This window comes from Vibrio sp. 1151_11 (genome assembly GCF_029478525.1).
GTDB lineage: Bacteria > Pseudomonadota > Gammaproteobacteria > Enterobacterales > Vibrionaceae > Vibrio > Vibrio anguillarum.
Window position 1 is genome coordinate 16,665 of sequence record NZ_SHMN01000013.1, and the last position, 18,959, is coordinate 35,623.

Consider the following 18,959-nt stretch of genomic DNA (forward strand, 5'->3'; position numbering starts at 1 on the left):
AAGGATAAGAAAGGAAATGACCATGAAAAAACTGGTTCTCGCAGCCTCAATCGCATTACTCACCGCTTGTGCCGCACCTCAGCAACAGCAAATCAACTTTATGCCTACTGCAACGACCAGCCAAAATACGGTCGTCAACAATAAAGCCTTTACTCTGGTCAGCAAAGATGTTAGATCGGCGCAATATGTGGCTTTAGTGGATAGTGGCCGCTCTAATATTGAGCCAATTCATGCCAAACAAAATGTTCGCATTGCGGTTGAGAATGCGTTGGCAGAACAATTTAGCTCTCAAGGCTATCGCTTAACAGTGAACAGCGAAAACAATATCACAGCTGAAATTTCAGAAGCACTAGTAACAGTAAAACACAGCGTTATGTCAAATGAAATGGATGGCAGTGTCACGCTTGAAATCACCGCTGAAACACCAAAAGGCAAATTAGTGAAAACGTTCAACGGGACGGCAAAACGCTCCGGTACACTCAGCGCTTCAAATGATGAGATTGAGATGGTACTCAACGATGTGATGAATTTGGTGCTCAAAGAAATTGCCAATGACAGCGAACTTAATGGTTATTTACAGGAGCGCTTTTAATGTTACGTTCTCTCGTTACGACACTGGCGCTCTTTAGTTGCACTGTGTTTGCGGCGCCCAACGTCCTGATTGAAACTAACTTAGGGGCGTTCACTATTGAACTAAATACAGAGAAAGCGCCAACGACTGTCGCAAACTTCGTAAAATATGTTCAAGATGGCAGTTATATCGGCAGTCAATTTCACCGCGTTATTCCCGGATTTATGGCGCAAGGCGGCGGATTTGATGCAGATTTAAAACAACTCACCACTTACGCTCCCATCAAAAATGAAGCGAGCAATGGGTTGACCAATGACACTGCAACGATCGCAATGGCCCGGACCAATGATCCTAACTCGGCTACTCGCCAATTCTTTATTAACTTGGTCGATAATGATTTTCTCAACTACAACGCTCGCCCACCGGGTTATGCAGTCTTTGGTAAAGTCACGCAAGGGTTTGATGTTGTGCAAAAAATGGCTCAACAGCCGACCAGCACGAAAGGGCGAATGCAAGACGTCCCCATCGAACCAATCGTTATTACGAATGTCACACTAGAACAATAACCATACCAACGCCGATTTATCGGCGTTTGATTTTATGGGGTCGCCTTTCGACCTAAGCTGCTTTACTGACAAGGATTCGCTGTATGCCATCAACCTCCTCCTCTCTCACTTGGATGGAAACTATCCGTAGCTATCTTGATAAACGCCTATTGTGGGTATTTATGATGGGGTGTTCGAGCGGTTTTCCGTGGGTTTTGATTGGTTCAAATATGTCAGGATGGCTAAAAGATGCAGGCTTAACCACCGCTGCTATTGGTTATTTTGGCAGTGTCTTCGCAGTTTACGCGATTAATTTTCTATGGGCCCCATTGGTGGATCGCGTCAAATTACCCATTCTGACGCCATTATTAGGTCAACGCCGCAGTTGGGTATTTTTGTGCCAATCGATCATTTTGATCTGTACGTTGCTGATTGCGGGTGTCAATCCAGCCCAAAATTTGATGTTTACCTCAATGCTTGCCTTGGGCATTGCGATCGCTTCTGCCACTCAAGATATCGCGATTGATGCTTTTCGTATCGATACTTTCCCCAAATCACAAGCCAATAAGCTGCCACAAGCCTCCGCCATGGCCATCATGGGGTGGTGGACTGGATATTCTCTGCCGGGCTATCTCGCTTTTGTAAACGCCGATAGTATCGGTTGGAATGCCGTTTATTATGGCATGGCACTCTGTGTCGGGCTGTTAATGCTTTTCACGCTCTTGGTGGGCGAACCAAAAACACATCGCGAAGCGCTACAGCATCAAGCGGAGCTGCGACACAATCAAGTAGTTGGTTCGAAAGTCGTCGCGTGGTTCACCGTTACCGTAATCGAACCATTTCTCGATTTCTTCAAACGCAATGGCGCGCAAGTAGCACTAACCCTGCTGTTGTTTGTCTTTTTATTCAAGATTGGCGAAGCTTTTCTTGGCCGAATGTCGATTCCATTTTACAAAGAAATTGGCTTTAGCAACGAACAAATTGGCCACTACTCGAAGTTAATTGGTTGGGGAGCAACCCTATTCTTCACTTTGATTGGCAGTATATTTAACGTGCGATTTGGTATTGTTCGCGGTTTGATGATTGGTGGCATCGCGATGTCTGCCAGTAATTTGATGTTTTCGTGGATCGCTCAAGTTGGCCCTAATGAGCATCTGTTCTTGGCGACCATTATTGTCGATAACTTTACCACTGCGTTTTCCACCGTGGCCTTTGTTTCGTTTCTTACTGTGTTAACAGGGCAGGCATTTTCAGCAACGCAATATGCGCTATTGGCCTCTCTAGGAAACTTTGGCCGCACCACGTTGGCCTCTTTTAGCGGAGAGCTGGTCGACTATCTCAATAATTGGTCACTGTTCTTTATTATTACTGCACTGATGGTAGTACCAAGCCTTATCATGCTCTACTCACTGCGCCATTATTTTGCTGATTTACTGCAAAAAGCTCGGCAGAGAGACATCGATGATATTGCCAAGCAAGGCATTGATAAGCGTTAGATGAAAAAAAGGTCGTACAGTACGACCTTTTTTAATTTGATGTGCCCGCTATAGACTACGGATAGAGACCTTTACCAAATAAGTTAAACACTCTCGCAACACCTTGCGTAAACAGCATCGGCTCAGTTAGCACCGTTAAGCATAAACAATCTTCATCCACTTTGGTAAATGGGCTGTGTTTAATACTCGCATCTCTTTGAATGAAATCACCCACTTTATAATGCCCATCTTCATCACTGAAGCCACCATGGAGCACCAAGGTCGACTCAACCCCTTTGTGTGTATGCTGAGGGATCTGCACGTTGTGATTGATGTACATCAGGTTCATGCGAGAGTCTTCAGCAATATCTAGATGGGCACTAAAAACTTTACCACCATAGCTGCGCCACTCGCCTTTAAAACGAATCAGTTGGCTCAGTGTACTAGGCAGCATCACAACGCGATCATTGACTTTAATTTCTATCGGCTCAGGCTTACGCAAGGTCGATGGGTGTAGAGTATCCAGCGCCGTGATCGTTTCAAACATCTGGTTTAAATGATCATCATTAGAAACGGCTATTCTTTGTTGCGGCAACGATTGGCTCAGCAATGCTTCGGCGGCCCGAGTTTCTAAGTATTGAACCTGTTGACGACACTGAGTACAAAGTTCAAGGTGAGTGGCAATCATAATGCCATGCGCCGCATCAATTGAACCATTGGCATACTGCTGCAGTACTTCGTTGCTTGGATGGTGGCTCATAATTGCTCCGCTTGAATAGAATGTCTAAGTTTTTCAACGGCTAGTCGTAAACGCGATTTGACAGTACCGAGAGGAATATTGAACATCTCCGCAACCTGCTGCTGGGGCAGTTCTTCAAGATACACCGCCTTCACGATGGCTTGCTGAGCTTCAGGCAACAACGCCACAAACTTTAATATTTGCTCTTTTAACATGTCATGTTCAGGACAATAATGTTCAACCAAATCAGGTGGGCAGTAGTCAGTTGGCCAAATATCATCGGCATAAACATGTAACTCTCGTCCGCGCTGCTTACGCAGGAGATCAAAACACAAATTGCGTGCAATCGTGTAAACCCACGTCGAAAGCGAACTTTTTCGGTTATCGAATAGATGCGATTTCTGCCACACCGTGGTCATAGTTTCTTGCACCATTTCTAACGCCACTTGCTCACTGCCTACATGCTTAAACGCAAACTGTTGTAAGCGAGGAGAGAAATAACGAAACACTAAGGCAAACGCCTGCTTATCACGTTGCTTGACACGTTCCATGCATTCAGCCCAGTCTTGCTTGGTGTAGCTTGGGCTTAGCGACACACTATGCTGAGAATCACTGCTCATGCTGCGCTCTTCCTTTAGGAGTAACCGTTGTTATTGGCATACAGTAGCCATAAACCTTTATACGTGAGTAATGCATACATCGATCACTCGTCGTATTCTTTTTTATGCAGAGCCACTACTACAGAGCGACTTCTCGTTTAAGTTTACTACACGCTTTCAAAGTTAGTGTGAGACTTCGATTACCTGCAATAAAAAGTCAACCGCACTGTGCGCGTCATCCTGCCTCATTAAATCATCAAATTGTTGAATCGAGATAGGGAGCAGCTCTAGCCATCGCTGCGCCACCCAACTGGCATCATCAAAAAAACAGTGCGAATAGAGCTCGCCAAGCTGAGGGAATTGCTGATAAACCGCTTGTAGCTGGTGGCTTAAATACCATTCGTGAGGTTCTAAATCTCTTACTGGCCAACTGGGCAATGACGTGACCTGAGCAACTCGCAGGCCATCAAATTCGCTCACTACTGACTCTATTTTAAAGCGCTCCATTCCCATCACGGTTAATCCTAACATCCCATTGTCGAGCGCTTCAAAATCAACAATCTTAACCAACATCCCAAATTTAGATAACTGATTTGCTTTATTGCCTTTTTTGTTATCAATCAAACAAATCCCAAATGTAGAGTCAGACTGGCTGGATTGAGTGACCATCCTCTTATACCTTGATTCAAAGATCCGTAGCTTCATTTTCCCTTCTGGTAAAACGATTGAAGCTAAAGGAAACAGCATCAATTTCTTCATCATTCATCACTCTTCATCATGCCCGTCAATAAATACGTTGAAGATTACAAAACGATCACTAACTAAAAATGTTGGTTTATCGATTTGCATAAAACAATACCAAAGCAAACGTTTAAGTGATTAAAATCACATTAAAGATGCAAACGAACGAAATATTAATTTAGTTCCGCGCAAATATTCATTATCGTGACTTAGGTCACCAAATTTGTTCACTTTTGCATTCGCAATCACTTTTAATTGAGATTTTTATCGTTATTATTCGGGCCAATTGAACGCACATCAGAAATATACGTGTGCTGAATTATGACAAAACATAGAGAGTCCCCCTTATGCGTAAATCACTTCTAGCTCTAGGCCTAATGGCTGCAACTTCTGCTCCAGTTATGGCCGCTGACTATTCAGATGGCGACATCCATAAAAACGATTACAAATGGATGCAATTTAACCTAATGGCTGCAATCGATGAATTACCAGGTGAGTCATCACATGATTACTTAGAGATGGAATTTGGCGGCCGCTCAGGGATTTTTGATCTGTACGGTTACGTTGATATCTTTAACCTGCTAAGCAACCCAAGCAGTGACAAAGAAGGTAAAGAAAAAATCTTTATGAAATTTGCACCTCGTATGTCACTAGATGCACTTACAGGTAAAGATTTGTCTTTCGGGCCAGTGCAAGAGTTGTATGTCTCTACGCTAATGGAATGGGGTGGTAAGTCTGGCGTTAACACTCAAAAAGTGGGCCTTGGCTCTGATGTGAATGTGCCTTGGTTCGGTAAAGTTGGTTTAAACCTGTACGGTACTTACGATTCAAATAAGAAAGATTGGAATGGTTTCCAAATCTCAACCAACTGGTTCAAGCCTTTCTACTTCTTTGAAAACGGCTCATTTATCTCTTACCAAGGTTACATCGATTACCAATTTGGTATGGAAACAGACAAAGGATACGCAACATCTAGCAATGGCGGCGCTATGTTTAACGGTATCTACTGGCACTCAGACCGCTTTGCTGTGGGTTACGGCCTAAAAGGCTACAAAGATATCTACGGTATCAAAGATACTGATAGCTTCAAGTCAACTGGCTTTGGTCACTACCTAGCTGTGACTTACAAGTTCTAATCGAACCTAAGTTTTGGCTAAATGGCGCTCTCGAGCGCCATTTTTATTGCTTTCCATTTCTACCTCATTATCCTTGGCGCAAAGTCAAATATGGAGAGGTGTTATGAATATCGTCGTGCTTGGGCCGGGCGCTATTGGGTTGCTTTGGGCGACAAAGCTGCATGCTGCTGGACACCGCGTTTCATTATGGGGCAGACAAGCTCAATCTTCACTTTCTATTGCTTTAGATAAACAGGCGTCTATTACCCTGCCCTGCAATGATCACAGCGCGCTCTGCCATGCCGATCTCTTACTGATTACCGTGAAGGCTTGGCAAGTCGAGCAAGCGCTCACTCCGCTGCTGAATACACTCAATCGTGACACCATTTTGCTATTTATGCACAACGGCATGGGCGCGCTTGATTCGATGCAGGATCAACTGAATGACTTTCCTATTGTGCTTTCAACCACCACGCACGGTGCACTCAAGCCGTCAATGAATCAAGTGTTGCATACTGGCAAAGGCGTAACTCAATTAGGGGCTTACAACGCCCAAGGCAAGCTGTGTCAATTTCTAGTGGATGTACTTCAGCATGCATTGCCAGACGTAATGTGGAATAACACGATTGAAGAAGCACTATGGCATAAGCTTGCAATTAACTGCGCGATTAACCCGCTCACCGCGTTAGAGCAATGTCGCAATGGTGATTTAGCCGATGAACGCTTCCAACGGCCGCTGGCAAATATTGTTGCAGAGCTAGCCGATGTCATGAGCGCTGAAGGCTTTGCGATCACTCAATCATCACTGCTTGCTAAGGTTAAGCAGGTGATTCAAGCCACAGCCGAGAATTATTCATCAATGCATCAAGATATTTTTTATCAACGCAAGACTGAGATAGACTTTATTACGGGCTATTTACTGAAGAAAGCAGAGCAACATCAGCTCGCAACACCGGAAAACCATAAACTTTATCTGGCAATCAAGCATCAGGAACAGAGTTGGGTAAGCAATCATGTTTAATATCCAAAACATCCGCCGTCAATTTCCGGCTTTAGCTCAAAATGAAGGCCAAGAAGCGCTCATCTATTTAGACAGCGCGGCCACCACGCAAAAGCCACAAGTGGTGATAGATGCCATTAGCCATTACTACAGCACGCAAAATGCCAATGTACATCGTGGTAGCCATCGCTTGACAGCAAAAGCGACCAGCGATTTTGAAGCGGCGCGTGACGCTATGGCTCAATTTATTAGCGCATCATCTCGTAAAGAAATTATTTGGACTCGCGGAGCGACCGAAGCTATCAACCTGATCGCGCAGACTTACGCACGTAATACATTGCAAGCCGGTGATGAGATTCTGGTCAGTGAAATGGAACACCACGCCAATATAGTGCCTTGGCAAATCGTCGCAGCGCAAACCGGAGCAAGCGTCGTCAAAGTCCCCATCACGCCAGAGTGCCACTTTGATCTTGAGGCTTTTCAAGCACGATTATCGAGTAAAACCAAAATTGTCGCCCTAGCCCATACCACCAACGTGACGGGCACGCGCCAACCGATTGAAACTGTGATTAAACTGGCGCACCAAGTCGGCGCTGTGGTCGTGATTGATGGCGCGCAAGGAATTGTTCATGAAACCGTCAACGTGCGCGAACTCGACGCCGACTTTTATCTCTTTTCTGGGCACAAGCTTTACGCTCCCGCTGGCATTGGCGTTCTGTACGGAAAATTATCGCTGCTTGAAACAATGCCTCCATGGCATGGCGGCGGCAAGATGGTAGAAAAAGTCTCGTTTGAAGGTACAACATTTGCCGAACTGCCGGGGAAATTTGAAGCAGGCACACCGAATGTCGCAGGGGCGATAGCCCTTGCCAAAGCAATCGAATGGTTACAAAACTGCAATCGAACGGCCGTAGAAACTCACCTGCATAGATTGCAAGCACGCACTTATCAAGCTCTGCAGCAGCTCGATGATATTCGCGTGATCGGCTATCAACCGAATGCCAGTATTCTCAGTTTTGTGATGGATGGCGTTCATCATCAAGACATAGCCACCTTACTCGATCAGCAAGGCATCGCGGTTCGCTCTGGCCATCACTGCGCTCACCCATTAATGGATGCGCTCGGATTAACTGGCACCGTGAGAATTTCGTTTGGTATTTACAATACCGAACAAGAGGTTGAACAGTTGATCGCCGCCATCACTAAAGCGGTTGATATGTTGTAATAATTCCCCCTTTCATCAAAAGGGGGAGATGCTCAGCTTGGATCGATATTTTTTATCTTATCGACAATGGCTTTAAGGCCATTACCACGTGAAGGACTTAAATGAGCAATCAAGCCTATTTTTTCAAAATAAGCATCCACATCAAACGCTTGAATTTGTGCGTAGGTCTTGCCGTTGTACGCAGCAAGGACTAAAGCAATTAAACCACGCACAATCCGCGCATCCGAATCGGCACAGAAAGACCATATTCCTTGGTACTCCTGCCCCACTAACCATACTTGACTCTCGCAGCCTGCAACACTGACTTGCTGCGATTTCAAAGCATCAGGCATCGTGGGCAATAACTTCCCCCACTGGATCACTTGTCGGTAGCGATCTTCCCAGCCAGTAAAATTTTGCATGGTTGCCACAATCTCATCGGCGCTAATCTCACGACCAAAGGGGGAGGCAGGAAAAGGAGTCATTAACGTTACACCTTATGTTTCTGAATTAACTTTTCAACAATGCGCGCTACGGCAACAAAACCAAAGGTTGCGGTAACAACCGTCGCAGCGCCAAATCCGCTGGCGCAATCCATCCGCTTTGGCCCTTCTGCGGTTGATTTCACCGCGCACACACTGCCATCGGCTTGCGGATATTTGAGCTGCTCTGTCGAGAACACGCAATCAATACCAAACTTACGCGCAGGGTTTACAGGGAAATTATGGCGATGACGAAGCGTATCTTTGAGTTTTTTTGCCAATGGGTCTTGAATCGTTTTGGTTAAATCCGCGACCTTGATTTGAGTTGGGTCAACTTGACCACCCGCACCACCAACGGTAATCACTTTAATTTTATTGCTACGGCAATAAGCCAGTAGTGAAGCTTTCGCTTTCAAACTGTCTATCGCATCGAGCACGTAATCGAACGTTTGACTCAAATAGCGGTGCTGGTTATCTGGCGTGATAAAGTCATCAATTAAGTGCACCACACACTCAGGGTTGATGAGCTTGACCCGCTCGGCCATCACTTCAATCTTACTTTGCCCAACCGTACCGCTCATCGCATGGATTTGACGGTTGATGTTGGTGACGCACACATCGTCCATATCAATCAGCGTTAACTCGCCAATGCCGGTGCGCGCCAATGCTTCGACTGCCCACGAGCCAACGCCACCGATACCAATCACACACACATGCGCAGCACGCAGTATTTCAACCTCACGATTTCCATAAAGGCGACGAGTGCCTCCGAAGCGTTGGTTGTAGCTATCTGAAGCGGGGGTATCGAGTTCACGCATAATTAAAAGTCCGATTGAAAGCGATAGAAAAATAAAGAGTGCGATTTATACGCACTCTTTATTTAAAAGTCTAGGTCGAAACCTGTGTCACTATTGTAGCTTTTCAGGCGGCAATGCCCAAGGCGCTTGTGTGGCTGAGTTTTCTAACCCCAGTTTCCAAACGCGACCAAAATGTTTGTAATGCCCAGCTTCCGTTCCGGCGCGCTCGCCCATGCCATGGTACAGATCGAGGTGGTTATCTTTTACCGCGCCGCCCGTATCTAGCACAATCAACATTCTCAACTGATGAGCGCCACTCCATGTACCATCTGCATTGAGCAGCGGCACTTCTGCTAAAATAGGTGTGCCCATTGGAAAGATGGAACGATCTCCGGCCACCGATGCCATCGGCAGTAGTGGAATACCGGCAGAGCCAGTGACAGGGGCTGCCGCTTTGGGCGCAAAAAAGACATAGGAAGGATTTTGCTCTAGCAGCTCTCTCACCGTCGGTTCATCATTGGCTAGCACCCATTCCTTGATCGCTTTGAGTGACATTTTCTCTCGTGTCACTTCACCTCGTTCAATCAAGACTTTGCCAATACTGATGTAGGCTTTGTTATTCTTACCCGCGTAAGCGAAGTACTCAAGCGTATCGTCATCTTCAAAATGCACAAAACCACTGCCTTGCACCTCCATAATGAAAGGGTCAATCAGGTTCGCCGCATAACCTAACTCAAGCCCTTTTTCAGCTAACGCACCATCATAAATTTGCGCACGCGTTGGGCAATCGGCCGAACATTCAGGCAAACCAAATACGGGATATTTGAATATTTCATCCGGTTGATGGCGAAGCTCCATTACCGGAGAAAAATAGCCAGTGAAAAGCACATTACCTTTTTTATCGCCACCACCAAGCTGCGCCGCTTGTATTCCAAAATTCGCCAAATCTTGTGGATCACCACTTTGCAAAATCCATTCACTGATCTGTTGATACAAAGGTTGATAAATCGCTGCCATCGACGCCGAGCGAGTCACCACTTGTTCGCTCTGTTTGGAAAATTGCGTAAAGTCACGTGGCGTATTGGACTGCACCGTGTCTACTTTGTTGAGCGCTTTAGAGAAATCACCATCCAAATATTGCTGAGCACGGTCGGTTGGTTGCGCACAACCAAACAGCAGCAGTACTGCCGCAAGAGGAAAAATTTGCTTAATCACAGAAGTTATCCGTTATTTGAGTTGCTAAAAGCATGACAAACTCGCGCCTAAACCGCAATCAGCGAATTGTTAACGGAGGTTTTTTTGGTATTTTCCTGACAATCGGAAGGTTGGATTGTAGTGCGACGACGACATTTGTGTCATTTCGGTATTGTTATCATCACGCATTTTGTAACGATAGCTCGTATCACCAATCTGGTATTCTAAAAAATGACCATCAAACTCAAATGAAGTGGTGAGTACTCGGCCACTACTGATCACGCCTGCTTTCCCCAATTCAATTCGTTTGGCTGAATAAGGGGCAACATACTGCTCAACCCAAACCCCATACACCTCATCTTTTGGCGAAAAATAGTTTTCCAACCGAGTAAAGAGATCACCGTATAGCGACGCTACGGAAAACAAGCCAATCATCACAACCAGCATCAAGCCTCGTTCAATGTACTTACGTCTTCGCAAGTTTGTGAACTGAGGCGTAGCCGTAAGGCCTACGTTTTTTGTCATTTTCATGCGACTCAACTCGTTGGTTTTGGCCATATTTCGCCTTTATTGGCAAGCAGTCTAACGTGTCCTAAATCAGAGATAAAATCGGCGATTGAATAATTGCACCAAACTCAAAAAACCACTTGCCGACACGTGAATAAAAAGTCATTATTTAAACATATTTAAACACCAAGGTGCTCTCAGAGTGAAAATTCGCAGTACAGCTCTCGTTAAAGGATTTAGACAATCTGCTCCCTATGTTAACGCTCACCGTGGTAAAACCATGGTGATCATGCTCGGCGGTGAAGCGATTGCCGATAAAAATTTCGCTAATATCATCAGCGATCTCGCACTGCTGCATAGCCTTGGTGTCAAAATTGTTTTGGTGCACGGTGCTCGCCCACAAATCAATCAAATTCTGGCGACACATCATTGCTCCACTCCTTATCACAAAGGCATTCGGGTCACTGATGAGGAAGCGCTCAGCTTAGTCATGCAAGCCGCGGGGCAGCTCCAACTCGCTATCACAGCACGCCTTTCAATGAGCTTAAATAACACGCCAATGGCAGGAACTCAGCTCAATATCGTTAGTGGTAATTTTGTTATCTCTCAACCATTAGGTATAGATGATGGTGTCGATTATTGCCACAGTGGCCGCATTCGCCGTATTGATATTGAAGGCATCAACCGTATGCTTGACCAAGGTTCGATCGTGCTACTGGGGCCTATTGCGAGTTCCGTCACTGGCGAATGTTTTAATTTGCTCTCTGAAGAAGTAGCCACACAAGTCGCAATACGCCTAAAAGCAGATAAGCTGATCGGTTTTTGCTCAGAGCAAGGCATTATCGATGAGCAAGGCAACGCAATTGCTGAACTGTTCCCATCTGATGTTGAACGGATAATGCAGCGTATTGAAGCAGATACCGACCAAGTTCAGGATAATAGCTCAGGTACCTCACGCTTTCTGCGAGCCGCCGTTTCAGCGTGCCGCGCAGGTGTGCCACGTAGTCACTTAGTCAGTTACAAACAAGATGGTGCTTTGATCCAAGAGTTGTTCTCTTTTGACGGGATCGGTACTCAGATTGTCATGGCAAGTGCCGAACAAGTCCGTCAGGCACAGATCGATGATATCGGCGGAATTTTCGATTTAATCCGCCCGTTAGAAGAACAAGGAATATTAGTACGGCGTTCACGTGAGCAGTTAGAGCAAGAGATCCACAAATTCACGATTATTGATAAAGATGGCTTATTGATTGGTTGCGCCGCACTTTACCCTTACCCAGAAGAGGGCATGGCAGAAATGGCGTGTGTCGCTATTCACCAGGAGTATCGGGACGGCAACCGCGGTTTATTGTTACTCAATCACATGAAGCAACAAGCAAAATCGATGCGTTTAGATCGCCTCTTTGTTTTGACAACGCACAGTTTGCATTGGTTTAGAGAACAAGGTTTTTATGAAGTCGGTGTGGAATCGTTACCGATAACTAAACAGAGTTTGTACAACTATCAACGCCGTTCAAAAATTTTAGTACTGACGCTCTAACGTCAGGATATTGTATTTATTCGTTAAGTTATGGTGAATAGTTTATCTTTGTTCAAGTGCAAACGTTTTCATTATTTTGTATACAAAATAAGCGCTTTATTTAACTTAATATTATGTGTAGAATCCGCCGACATCATTAATGATGTACATTTAATGAACAACACAGGAACTTGGCTTTATACCGATTGGTCAGATACCAGTAGGTCGGCTTGCACGGATTGCTTTTACTACGACACGTACTTAAGAGCAAAAATTCTATGAAAACTGTTATTTGTAACTCACTTCAAAGCTTTTGGGATATGGCTGATAACCAATTCCTTGAAGGCCAACATGTGCATTGCGTATTTCCCGTTAACGACAAGCTACGAGTCTTTATACTCAGCTCGCAAGATCGTTATAAAATCAGAAACATCTCTTTTACTCATGCTTTCGCATAGCAGCACACCAAATCAGTAATTGAGCTTCCCCCAAACAACGGAATGAATTCAACATACCATGTAAACTTCAAACTGTGTGGGGACTGCTCAAACTCGTTTATCCTAGTTGCTGATTTACGCTAGTCTCTTGTCTAATCTCGTAACTAAGCCGCTGGCTCGCTGCGTTTTTATCTTGAGCCCTCGTTTCATCGTTCCCATGTCAGCAAAAAGCATCAGCTGCTTCTTGGCGCGCGTAATGCCAGTATAGATAAGCTCTCTGGTCAATATCGGGCTAAAATCAGGCGGTAAAATCATCAGCGTTAGATCAAACTCACTGCCTTGTGATTTATGAATGGTCATCGCATAGGCTGTTTCGTGCTCTGGTACGCGGCTTGGTAAAATAGCTTTCACGCTACCATCTGGCAGCTCAAAATACACCTTCAAACGCGGTTCTTGCTCGCTCGTATCAAGCATGCATATGCCGATATCACCATTATACAAACCCAGCCCATGATCATTACGCGCCACCATCACGGGTCGGCCGTGGTACCAAATCTCATCTTGAGTCTTGATCAACTTACGTGCGACCAGCGCACGTTCAATACGTTGATTCAAACCACTTACCCCAAAATCCCCTTCACGAATAGCGCAAAGCAAACGGCATTGATTAAAGCAATCCAATACGGCTTTGGCTTTTTGGGCTTGAGTTTCCGCAGTATAAGCACCAGAACTCTCGATGCGCGTGAGATAACGGCCATACTCCTTGACTAAGGTTTTCAGCATTAGGTTATAGCTTTCACTGCTGAGTGAGTGGTGCGTAATATCAGCATAATTACGTTTTAACACCTCATCCACCATAGCCACTTGCCCAGCATTGATCGCTTTTGCTAATTGACCAATGCCTGATCGGACATCAAAGCGGTAGCTTTTTTGCAGCATGCATAAGCTGTCTGAAATCGGGCTTGCGTTAGGGTGTGAATGAGTAATCAAGGTTTGATAACCCGTTAACTTGGCTAAGTGTTCGCTGTGAGATCGGCTGTAGCCTAAGGTCAAAAATGAACAAATGTCCCCCAGCACAGCGCCCGCTTCGACTGACGCGAGTTGGTCTTTATCACCCAGTAAAATCAAGCGTGCGTGTTTGGGTAATGCCTCGATTAACTTGACCATCATAGGTAAATCGACCATCGATGCTTCATCAACCACCAATATATCCAAATGCAGCGGGTTACGCTGATGGTGACGAAACTCAACACTGTTAGGTATGACGCCCAATAAACGGTGAAGAGTGCTCGACTCGGTGGGAATCGCCGCTTTCAACGCCGGCTCAACCGCCAGTTCAGCCACCGCTTTACCGATCGATTCCGTTAAACGTGCCGCGGCTTTACCCGTTGGTGCGACCAATTTAATGGTGGGCGTCTCACCTTGCTGTTGGGCTTGAGTAATCAAAGCGGCTAGTAATTTGGTAACCGTGGTGGTTTTACCGGTTCCCGGCCCGCCAGAAATCACGGCAAAGCGGCGTGTCAGTGCCACTGCGGCTGCGACTTTTTGCCAGTTGATACAAGCACTTTGCGGGATAAGCGTCTCTAATGCCTCGAGTTCTTTCGCCGTACGTGCTTGGCTAATGACTTGATCAATCTCATTCCAATCAAGTTCATCGGCGTTGACCACATCCAGAAAATCACACACTTGTTGCTGGCGTGCTGATGCATTGGCTGTCTCTGGCAATTGGCGAAGCGCATGGAGCAGAAAGTGGTATTGACGCGAAAACAGTGTATCGAGCAGCAATTTTAGCTTTTGGACATCAGTAGGCTTTAGGCTCATGGGTGTCCCAAAGCTGATTAAACGCTGTGCTAAGGTAACTTCATAATACCAATAACGGTGTAGGTATAAACGTTGCCCATCAAACATTAAAGGCACCGCTTCCCCTTGTTGTCCGACTAAGTCTGAACGGTTGAGTAGCCAAGGCCAATCAATCGCAAATAGGTGCTGATTGACCGCCAATGCAGCCTCACCAAACAAGCCTAACTTAGCCGCGAGATCAACACCCTGCGCCGTTGAAGCATCCACTAAAGGTAAGCAGATATGTCCCTTGGCCAATTCAGCACTGACCACCGCGGCAATAAATCCGAGCGCTTGGCTATGTTCAGCGCCAAGTTGCTGCTGGCTTTTTTGTTCGATAAAACGCGCGAATTGGTAATCTAACTGACGCATAGCACCTTTTTCCGCTAACTGCTTAAGCGTTGTCATTAGCGTACTGCTCATAAATCTAACTCCATCTGCCCTGCATCGGTCGCGCGAGTATCTACGGTTTCTCCGTCAATCAATCTGTCCATCTCATCAAGCAGTTCAAAACTCGGTTTGGTTGAGAAAATCCCATGCTCAGACTCGCCATCCATGCCGCGCAAAAAGAGATAATAGACTCCGCCAAAATGGCGATGGTAGTCATAGTTTGCTAAACGGCTGCGTAAGAATCGATGCAGCGCCAATGCGTAGAGTTGATATTGTAAATCATAGCGATGCTCTGCCATCGCCGCTTTCAAACGCTCGCCATGATAGGCGCTGACATCATCCCCCAGATGATTCGATTTCCAGTCCAGCACGTAATACTTTCCTTGATGCTCAAACAGCAAATCAATAAAGCCCTTCAGCATGCCCTGCACAGTGTAAAAACCAAGATCTCCGGCTTTGGCCGACAGTGGATCATGGCGTTGAATGACACGGTTCAATGCAGGAGCGCTCAGTACTTCTATCGGTAATAGAAATTCCATTTCAACCAAACGCTGAGTGGCGGTTTTTTGGTTCAAACGCAACGTTTTGCCATCTAAAGGTGTCTGTAACACGGTATCGACCAGCGTTTGTAATACTGGTAACCATTCAATATCGATTTGTTCTCGCACCAGTAAATCCAGTATCACTTTTTGGTTAGCATCGCTGCTAGCAGGCTCAGTAAACTCGACCTCCTCAAAGAGAGAGTGCAAAAAAGTACCGGGCGTTGCACCGCGTGGAAAAGTAAAAATGGAACGTTCGGGCTCAACCAGTAAAGCTTCCGCTTGCTCATCAACAGAGTCGATATCAAAGCCTGAGACTTCTAAACTCGCGTCGTGGCTAGCGTGTTTCACACCTTGTTTTACCAACCCAGAATAGCTGGTCATTCGCCAAAAACGGTCAATCTGCGCTTGCAGTGTTTTGGCACTCAATACCGGCGTCTCGACGCTCAACGCTTTAAAGGGCTCTGGTTGCTCGGCTGGTGGCTCAGAGATACGAATGTATTGATTAGATTGAGCGTGCAACGCAGCGTTAAGATCGGCAATGCCTGCGGCTTGACCATTTTGCAGCAGATAGCCAATGGCACTTAAATGCACACCGGTTGGCTCTTTGGTGGAGCGGCCATTACGCAGCGGCGCAATGCCGATAAAACAGCCATACACAGCACGAGTCAGCGCTACATAAATCAAGCGCAGATCTTCCGCAAGCCGCTCTTTATCTGCTTGCTTGAGAGAAGCTTCACTGGCGGTAATATCCAGCACAGTTTCCTCATTCACGGCATCATGATATTTGCCTTCACTTGCCTCGCGATAGCTGACCACAAACGGCAGAAACACTAAGTCGTATTCCAAACCTTTCGATTTGTGAATAGTAACGATCTGCACTAGGTTGCGTTCGGATTCCAAACGTTGAATTTGATCATCACGGCCCCCTAGGCCATGCTCGGCGTCACTGATAGCTTGTGCCAGCCAGCGCAGCAAACCATGATCGCTATCAATCTCTTGTCGCGCTTGCTGTAGTAGCTCACCAATGTGCATAAAATCGGTCAGTGAGCGCTCACCTTGCGGCTCTTCCAACCAACGTTCAGCGACGTGACGTTTACTCATCACACTGCGCAACATAGGAAGCACGCCGCGCTCAAGCCACAATTGGCGATACTGTTTAAATTCGTTAACCGCGTTTTCCCATACCGATTCGTCGTTGTTTAAATCATCCAAGCTGGCAGCATCTAACGCGAAAAGTGGTGAGGCCAAACAAGCCCGCAAGGCGCGATCATTTTCAGGAGTCAGTACTGCTTGCAATAGACGCTGTACATCTTGTGCTACCTCGCTGCTAAAAACACTATCGCGGTTCGAGAGATAAACACTGGCAATGCCTTGCGTGGCGAGCGCCTCTTTCACCATACGACCTTCATTACCCGTTCGAACTAAGACCGCGATGTCGCCTGCTTGCACGCTCTTTTGCCCTTTAGCAGTATCAAAGTACGCTTGTTGATGCTGCGCGGCGCTCAAAATTGTCTGAATTTGGCTGGCGCACGCTTTGGCCATGCATTGCAGGTATTCGCCTTTTGGCAACGGGCTGTCTTGCGCTTCTTGCAGCCAATAGGTAAGCGCTGGTTGCACGGTTCCGTTAAGCCACCATTGACGCTGCTGCGCATTTGGGCTGGCTTCAACGGGTAAAAAGGGAATGTCTTGGTCGTAGATAAAAGCACTGTCAGGCGTACTAAAAATCTGATTGACGGCATTGACCATATTCGCGCTAGAACGCCAGTTGGTCCCCAAGGTGTAGTGTGCGCTCACCTGTTTACGCGCTTTGATGTAGGTAAAAATGTCTGCACCACGAAACGCGTAAATCGCTTGTTTTGGGTCGCCAATCATAAACAAACCGCATTCAGCCTTAGGCAGATAAATGCGGCTAAAAATACTGTATTGCAGCGGATCGGTATCTTGGAATTCATCGATCATCGCAACGGGGTAAAGGCTGCGAATCCGCTCAGTCAGTATGCCCAGCTCATCATTATCTATCGCGGCAGAAAGCTGAGTGAGCAAATCATCAAACGATAACCACTGCTTTTGTGCTTTCGCTTTGGCAAGCATGGCTCGGCAATGAGTAATAGCGTGCGCTAGCAGCGGCGCTTCTAAGCTGATGGGTTGTTGCAAAAAGAGCTCAATGGTCGTGAACAGCGCATGTTGCGGGGGTTGACCTTTTTTCGACTTAGCCTCCAACGCGCTTTGTGCAAACTCTTGTAATTCGCTCGGTAGGTTCAATTCATGCTGCGGGTTGCTTGCCCACAACGCTAACCCTTCTAGCCGTTTCAGTAACGCTTTCTTGGTTGCTGCATGCAAATCTGAAGCTTCAATGCACAGCGGTAAATCATCGCATGAATCAAGCCACTGCTTTTTTAGCGACTCTATGCGTGACAGGCACGATTGATAAAGCGCGCTTAAATCGCCACTCATCGCTTCAACAGAGAGCGTTAGCGCCGAGCCAGTTAAATAGCCACTGATTTTTTCAAGCAGCGCCGCTGGTGATGACCATAAACGGCGCACTTCCGCAGCAAGCTGAATCGACAACGGATAGAACTGACGACGCCAATAATCCGCGACCACTTGCGCTTTTAGATGGCTTTCATCGGTCACAAATTCGTTATTAAAACGGCTTCCCGATTCAAACGCATTTTGGGTGAGCATACGCTGGCAAAAGCCGTGAATGGTATAGACTGCCGCTTCATCCATTTGCCGTTCCGCTTGCAGTAATACTTGCGCCGCTTGCTTGTGATGACTGGTTTGCTCAAGTAGCGGTTTGATAACAGGGTCATCACTGAAACCGCGCGAAAAAGCGATACGCGCCTCATGAATGCGCCGCCGAATACGGTCGCGAAGCTCAGCTGTGGCAGCTTCAGTAAAAGTAACCACTAGAATTTGATCGACCGTCAGTGGCACTTGATGACGTGACTTTGCATCACCATGCCCAAGTAACAGGCGTAAATACAAACCTGCAATGGTGAAGGTTTTACCCGTGCCCGCCGACGCTTCGATAAGCCTTGCTCCGTGCAGCGGGAACGTAAGGGTATTTAATGGTGTTGTGACCGTAGCCGGGGTCATACTCATAAACAGTTAGCCTTTGAATACGCAAGCGAATGTGATCGCGCTTGAATAATGGTATGAATAATCAAAATAAGTTTATAAATTAAGACGTTGTGAGATCTTTCTCACGGTTCGCCAAACGGGCAGCCTTTACTATCCGCGCCACGTGTTTCGTCAATCTC

The 18,959-nt window shown here is 46.3% G+C and carries 17 protein-coding genes; 8 read left to right on the forward strand and 9 right to left on the reverse strand.

Translation table 11 applies throughout. The features are described 5' to 3' along the window. The first annotated feature begins 22 nt into the window (after positions 1–22). The 3 genes from EXZ60_RS10945 to EXZ60_RS10955 all read left to right on the forward strand — a co-directional run bounded on the left by EXZ60_RS10945 (position 23) and on the right by EXZ60_RS10955 (position 2,612). On the forward strand, positions 23–592 hold the full coding sequence (locus EXZ60_RS10945) for a YajG family lipoprotein (protein ID WP_277435702.1): 570 nt from the start codon (positions 23–25) through the stop codon (positions 590–592). Then, positions 592–1,137, forward strand: a complete 546-nt coding sequence (locus EXZ60_RS10950) for a peptidylprolyl isomerase (protein WP_277435703.1) — start codon at positions 592–594, stop codon at positions 1,135–1,137. Before EXZ60_RS10945 ends, EXZ60_RS10950 begins: the two co-directional genes overlap by 1 nt. An 83-nt stretch (positions 1,138–1,220) precedes the next feature. Beyond that, a complete protein-coding gene (locus EXZ60_RS10955; RefSeq protein WP_029189896.1) occupies positions 1,221–2,612 on the forward strand; it encodes an MFS transporter in 1,392 nt (463 codons plus the stop codon). Between the two features lie 55 nt (positions 2,613–2,667). On the opposite strand, the gene EXZ60_RS10960 is transcribed toward EXZ60_RS10955, so the two are convergent. The 3 genes from EXZ60_RS10960 to EXZ60_RS10970 form a co-directional block, all read right to left on the reverse strand. Continuing rightward, entirely contained in the window at positions 2,668–3,351 is a 684-nt protein-coding gene (locus tag EXZ60_RS10960; RefSeq protein WP_019282325.1) for a ChrR family anti-sigma-E factor, read from the reverse strand. Further along, positions 3,348–3,950 carry an RNA polymerase sigma factor gene (locus EXZ60_RS10965; RefSeq protein WP_013856164.1) on the reverse strand — a complete coding sequence of 201 codons (603 nt, stop codon included), beginning with the start codon at positions 3,948–3,950 and terminating at the stop codon, positions 3,348–3,350. Before EXZ60_RS10965 ends, EXZ60_RS10960 begins: the two co-directional genes overlap by 4 nt. Before the next feature lie 162 nt (positions 3,951–4,112). Further along, the gene (locus EXZ60_RS10970) at positions 4,113–4,688 is read right to left on the reverse strand and encodes an LON peptidase substrate-binding domain-containing protein (RefSeq protein ID WP_026029151.1); all 576 of its coding nucleotides are present in this window, start codon (positions 4,686–4,688) and stop codon (positions 4,113–4,115) included. 329 nt (positions 4,689–5,017) lie between these two features. Here EXZ60_RS10970 and EXZ60_RS10975 point away from each other — a divergent pair, with 329 nt between their 5' ends. The 3 genes from EXZ60_RS10975 (at position 5,018) to csdA (ending at position 8,010) form a co-directional block, all read left to right on the forward strand. Continuing rightward, complete coding sequence (locus EXZ60_RS10975) at positions 5,018–5,806, forward strand: outer membrane protein OmpK (RefSeq protein WP_277435704.1); 789 nt, start codon at positions 5,018–5,020, stop codon at positions 5,804–5,806. Positions 5,807–5,909: 103 nt separating this feature from the next. Beyond that, positions 5,910–6,806, forward strand: a complete 897-nt coding sequence (panE, locus tag EXZ60_RS10980) for a 2-dehydropantoate 2-reductase (RefSeq protein ID WP_277435705.1) — start codon at positions 5,910–5,912, stop codon at positions 6,804–6,806. Next, positions 6,799–8,010: a cysteine desulfurase CsdA gene (csdA, locus tag EXZ60_RS10985; protein ID WP_277435706.1), complete on the forward strand. Its 1,212-nt coding sequence runs from the start codon at positions 6,799–6,801 to the stop codon at positions 8,008–8,010. Before panE ends, csdA begins: the two co-directional genes overlap by 8 nt. A gap of 32 nt (positions 8,011–8,042) precedes the next feature. On the opposite strand, the gene csdE is transcribed toward csdA, so the two are convergent. From csdE to EXZ60_RS11005, 4 genes are all read right to left on the reverse strand, one after another. After that, a complete protein-coding gene (csdE, locus tag EXZ60_RS10990; RefSeq protein ID WP_194566250.1) occupies positions 8,043–8,474 on the reverse strand; it encodes a cysteine desulfurase sulfur acceptor subunit CsdE in 432 nt (143 codons plus the stop codon). Positions 8,475–8,479: 5 nt separating this feature from the next. After that, positions 8,480–9,289, reverse strand: coding sequence for a tRNA cyclic N6-threonylcarbamoyladenosine(37) synthase TcdA (gene tcdA, locus EXZ60_RS10995; RefSeq protein WP_017049732.1), 810 nt, complete (start codon positions 9,287–9,289; stop codon positions 8,480–8,482). A 90-nt stretch (positions 9,290–9,379) separates the two neighbouring features. After that, the gene (gene mltA, locus EXZ60_RS11000; protein WP_013856156.1) at positions 9,380–10,483 is read right to left on the reverse strand and encodes a murein transglycosylase A; all 1,104 of its coding nucleotides are present in this window, start codon (positions 10,481–10,483) and stop codon (positions 9,380–9,382) included. A 69-nt stretch (positions 10,484–10,552) separates the two neighbouring features. Next, complete coding sequence (locus EXZ60_RS11005) at positions 10,553–11,020, reverse strand: DUF2850 domain-containing protein (RefSeq protein WP_064625834.1); 468 nt, start codon at positions 11,018–11,020, stop codon at positions 10,553–10,555. A 151-nt stretch (positions 11,021–11,171) separates the two neighbouring features. On the opposite strand from EXZ60_RS11005, the gene argA reads away from it, so the two are divergent. Both argA and EXZ60_RS11015 read left to right on the forward strand, forming a co-directional pair. After that, on the forward strand, positions 11,172–12,509 hold the full coding sequence (argA, locus tag EXZ60_RS11010; protein WP_026027647.1) for an amino-acid N-acetyltransferase: 1,338 nt from the start codon (positions 11,172–11,174) through the stop codon (positions 12,507–12,509). A 257-nt stretch (positions 12,510–12,766) separates the two neighbouring features. Then, positions 12,767–12,946 (forward strand): hypothetical protein, encoded by a 180-nt coding sequence (locus EXZ60_RS11015; protein ID WP_013856153.1) that lies wholly within the window; start codon positions 12,767–12,769, stop codon positions 12,944–12,946. Between the two features lie 114 nt (positions 12,947–13,060). Here EXZ60_RS11015 and recD read toward each other — a convergent pair whose 3' ends face one another. Both recD and recB read right to left on the reverse strand, forming a co-directional pair. Further along, positions 13,061–15,187, reverse strand: a complete 2,127-nt coding sequence (recD, locus tag EXZ60_RS11020; protein ID WP_277435707.1) for an exodeoxyribonuclease V subunit alpha — start codon at positions 15,185–15,187, stop codon at positions 13,061–13,063. After that, positions 15,184–18,795, reverse strand: a complete 3,612-nt coding sequence (gene recB, locus EXZ60_RS11025; RefSeq protein WP_277435724.1) for an exodeoxyribonuclease V subunit beta — start codon at positions 18,793–18,795, stop codon at positions 15,184–15,186. The genes recD and recB overlap by 4 nt, the downstream gene beginning before the upstream one ends. Positions 18,796–18,959: the final 164 nt, after the last annotated feature.

Excerpts from the sequence above, each read along its gene's own strand:
- EXZ60_RS10945 (WP_277435702.1), top strand. The coding sequence starts at position 23 with ATGAAAAAACTGGTTCTCGCAGCCTCAATCGCATTACTCACCGCTTGT.
- EXZ60_RS10950 (WP_277435703.1), top strand. The coding sequence starts at position 592 with ATGTTACGTTCTCTCGTTACGACACTGGCGCTCTTTAGTTGCACTGTG.
- EXZ60_RS10955 (WP_029189896.1), top strand. The coding sequence starts at position 1,221 with ATGCCATCAACCTCCTCCTCTCTCACTTGGATGGAAACTATCCGTAGC.
- EXZ60_RS10960 (WP_019282325.1), bottom strand. The coding sequence starts at position 3,351 with ATGAGCCACCATCCAAGCAACGAAGTACTGCAGCAGTATGCCAATGGT.
- EXZ60_RS10965 (WP_013856164.1), bottom strand. The coding sequence starts at position 3,950 with ATGAGCAGTGATTCTCAGCATAGTGTGTCGCTAAGCCCAAGCTACACC.
- EXZ60_RS10970 (WP_026029151.1), bottom strand. The coding sequence starts at position 4,688 with ATGAAGAAATTGATGCTGTTTCCTTTAGCTTCAATCGTTTTACCAGAA.
- EXZ60_RS10975 (WP_277435704.1), top strand. The coding sequence starts at position 5,018 with ATGCGTAAATCACTTCTAGCTCTAGGCCTAATGGCTGCAACTTCTGCT.
- panE (WP_277435705.1), top strand. The coding sequence starts at position 5,910 with ATGAATATCGTCGTGCTTGGGCCGGGCGCTATTGGGTTGCTTTGGGCG.
- csdA (WP_277435706.1), top strand. The coding sequence starts at position 6,799 with ATGTTTAATATCCAAAACATCCGCCGTCAATTTCCGGCTTTAGCTCAA.
- csdE (WP_194566250.1), bottom strand. The coding sequence starts at position 8,474 with ATGACTCCTTTTCCTGCCTCCCCCTTTGGTCGTGAGATTAGCGCCGAT.
- tcdA (WP_017049732.1), bottom strand. The coding sequence starts at position 9,289 with ATGCGTGAACTCGATACCCCCGCTTCAGATAGCTACAACCAACGCTTC.
- EXZ60_RS11005 (WP_064625834.1), bottom strand. The coding sequence starts at position 11,020 with ATGGCCAAAACCAACGAGTTGAGTCGCATGAAAATGACAAAAAACGTA.
- EXZ60_RS11015 (WP_013856153.1), top strand. The coding sequence starts at position 12,767 with ATGAAAACTGTTATTTGTAACTCACTTCAAAGCTTTTGGGATATGGCT.
- recD (WP_277435707.1), bottom strand. The coding sequence starts at position 15,187 with ATGAGCAGTACGCTAATGACAACGCTTAAGCAGTTAGCGGAAAAAGGT.
- recB (WP_277435724.1), bottom strand. The coding sequence starts at position 18,795 with ATGACCCCGGCTACGGTCACAACACCATTAAATACCCTTACGTTCCCG.